The 2,247-nt window shown below is 64.7% G+C and carries 3 protein-coding genes and 1 pseudogene; all 4 read right to left on the bottom strand.

Annotated features, from left to right (window positions below):
• Positions 1 to 171: 171 nt before the first annotated feature.
• Complete coding sequence (locus VJS90_RS05230; RefSeq protein ID WP_324119721.1) at positions 172 to 483, bottom strand: hypothetical protein; 312 nt, start codon at positions 481 to 483, stop codon at positions 172 to 174.
• Positions 484 to 623: 140 nt separating this feature from the next.
• Positions 624 to 812: a hypothetical protein gene (locus VJS90_RS05225; protein WP_324119719.1), complete on the bottom strand. Its 189-nt coding sequence runs from the start codon at positions 810 to 812 to the stop codon at positions 624 to 626.
• A 147-nt stretch (positions 813 to 959) separates the two neighbouring features.
• Positions 960 to 1,844 (bottom strand): EamA family transporter, encoded by an 885-nt coding sequence (locus tag VJS90_RS05220; RefSeq protein ID WP_324119718.1) that lies wholly within the window; start codon positions 1,842 to 1,844, stop codon positions 960 to 962.
• Between the two features lie 212 nt (positions 1,845 to 2,056).
• Positions 2,057 to 2,247 (bottom strand): annotated as a pseudogene (locus VJS90_RS05215) (FMN-binding glutamate synthase family protein); the annotation flags it as partial.

The raw sequence follows: 2,247 nt of genomic DNA, 5'->3' as shown, positions 1-2,247 counted from the left end.
GGGCTACGTCGGCAAGAAGGCCGCCGCCGACACCGAGTTCGTCGGTCGTGTGCTGCAGACATTGCAACAGCAATGGCCAACTGCCCGAGAGCAGCAGGCCGTCACGGTGATCGACCCGCTCCACTGAGCCGCTCACCGTCTTGCTCGCCCGGCCCGCAAGGCCGGGCTTTTTCATGCCCGCGCCCGAGGCCGTTGACGCGCGGCGTGCTGAACCGGCAAGGCCCCGGTTGCCAGCGCCCTGGCCCGGTTCACGCCCCAGACCAGCGCGCGGGTCATGCTCTCGCCTGGACGGGCCGGGTAGTACTCCTCCACCAGTGCCTCGCCCTTGCGGGCGTAGAGACCCAGAAAAAGCTGGGTCGCGCCTACCCGCGACAATCGGACCTGCACATCGATGCTGGTACCGTCGCAAAGCTCTTCATCATGACAACGGCTGTGTAACTGCGCGTCTGCCCACTGCCAGTAAGTTTCTTCCCTGATACGCATGAATACCCCCTCCTGTGATTTGCCCAGTCAGTAAGGCACAGCCCCGCCGATCCGGCGAGCGCTACCCGCCCGTACCATGAGCGAGGTCAATCAAGACGAAAAAAACCCCGCCATCGAGCGGGGCCTTGGGCGTGGGCGAGTCAGCGTTTGATCGGCACCCGAGGCGTGAAGCGGCCTTTTCTGGCCCGCTGCAGATGGGCAGGCTTGAGCTGCACCGACTCATCCAGCGTCATGTTGGCAAAGCCCAGGCGCAGCGCGGCCTGGCCGCAACGTACCTGGCTGTTGATGGGATACTCCTCGCTCTGGTCTTCGAAAAAAGAGTCACTCATGCCCTGTCTCCCTCCGATGCCGGCCCTTGTCGACGATCAAAGGGATCGCCTGGAAAACACGGGCCTCACGAAATCAGACTAGCCGGTCATTTGCGGACCAACGGGCCAAAACCTACAGACCCGACCAGTGGCCAAGTGGTGGCAGTCTCATGTCAGGGCTGCGCGCAGTCGTTCGCGCAAGCGCGGACCGAACACATTGATCAGCAGGCCAATCATCACCAGCAATGCTCCCCAGCCCTGCATCGGGCTCAGCCGCTCGCCCAGCAGCCAGGCCGATGAACTGAGGCCGATCACCGGCACCAGCAGCGAGAAGGGCGCCACCTTGCCCGCCGGATGACGGGACAACAGCAGGCTCCACAGGCTGTAACCCACGAGGGTGGCGACAAACGCCAGGTAGGCCAGGGCCAGCACCGAATGCCAACCGATATTCAGCAGCGCATGGCTGATGCGCTCAGGCCCTTCGAGCCACCAGGACAACGCCAGGAAAGGCAGCGGTGGCACCAGGCCGCCCCAGACCACCAGCGCCACCAGGTTCACCGAGCCAAAACGCCGGGTAATGATGTTGCCCATGCCCCACATCGCTCCGCCGCACAGCGTGAGCACCAGCGCCAGCACCGGCACATGGTTGCTGTTCTCGCTGCCGATCAGCACCAGACCACCGGCGGCCACCAGCAGGCCCAGCGCGCTGGCCGCGCGCATGCGCTCACCCAGGAACATCGCGGCGAAGCACAAGGTGAAAAATGCCTGTGATTGCAGCACCAGCGACGCCAGGCCTGGCGGCATGCCACTGTCCATGGCCTGGAACAGGAAGGCGAACTGGCCCAGGGAGATGGTCGCGCCGTAGGCGATCAGCCACCGCCAGGGCAGTTGCGGGCGTTTGATCAGGAACACGGCGGGAAATGCCACGAGCAGGAAACGCAGGGCGCCCAGCAACATCGGAGGCAGGCCATCCAGGCCGACCTTGATTACCACGAAGTTGACGCCCCAGGCGATGATGACCACCAGTGCGAGCAACAGGTCCTTGAGCGGCATTGCGCCTCCTTGTCGACAGTATTGTTGAAATATCCGGTCACAAGGATAAGCAGTTCTGGTGCCTCAGGACCAGCGATATGCCCCGCTCGCCCCGCCCAAGGGTCCGGGACGGCGGCGCCCGGCAGGCAGGCGACGCCAGGAGAATACTCGGGTTGCGTCCCCGTGCAGGCGCCTGGCGATATCGCGAAGCGTGGGCACGGGGACGCGAGGCATCAGTACTGCACCTGTCCAGGCACCCATTGCGTTCCCGCCAACGGCACACGCGCCATGGCAGCCGCCTCCACCGTCAAGGCGACCAGGTCTTCCGGATCGAGGTTGTGCAAGTGCGACTTGCCGCACGCACGGGCCATGGTCTGCGCTTCGAGCACCAGCACCCGCAGGTAGTTGGCCAAGCGTCGGCCGG

The sequence above is a fragment of the Pseudomonas sp. genome (genome assembly GCF_035277045.1).
GTDB lineage: Bacteria > Pseudomonadota > Gammaproteobacteria > Pseudomonadales > Pseudomonadaceae > Aquipseudomonas.
This window is presented reverse-complemented; position numbering and strand designations above follow the sequence as displayed.

Excerpts from the sequence above, each read along its gene's own strand:
- VJS90_RS05230 (WP_324119721.1), bottom strand. The coding sequence starts at position 483 with ATGCGTATCAGGGAAGAAACTTACTGGCAGTGGGCAGACGCGCAGTTA.
- VJS90_RS05225 (WP_324119719.1), bottom strand. The coding sequence starts at position 812 with ATGAGTGACTCTTTTTTCGAAGACCAGAGCGAGGAGTATCCCATCAAC.
- VJS90_RS05220 (WP_324119718.1), bottom strand. The coding sequence starts at position 1,844 with ATGCCGCTCAAGGACCTGTTGCTCGCACTGGTGGTCATCATCGCCTGG.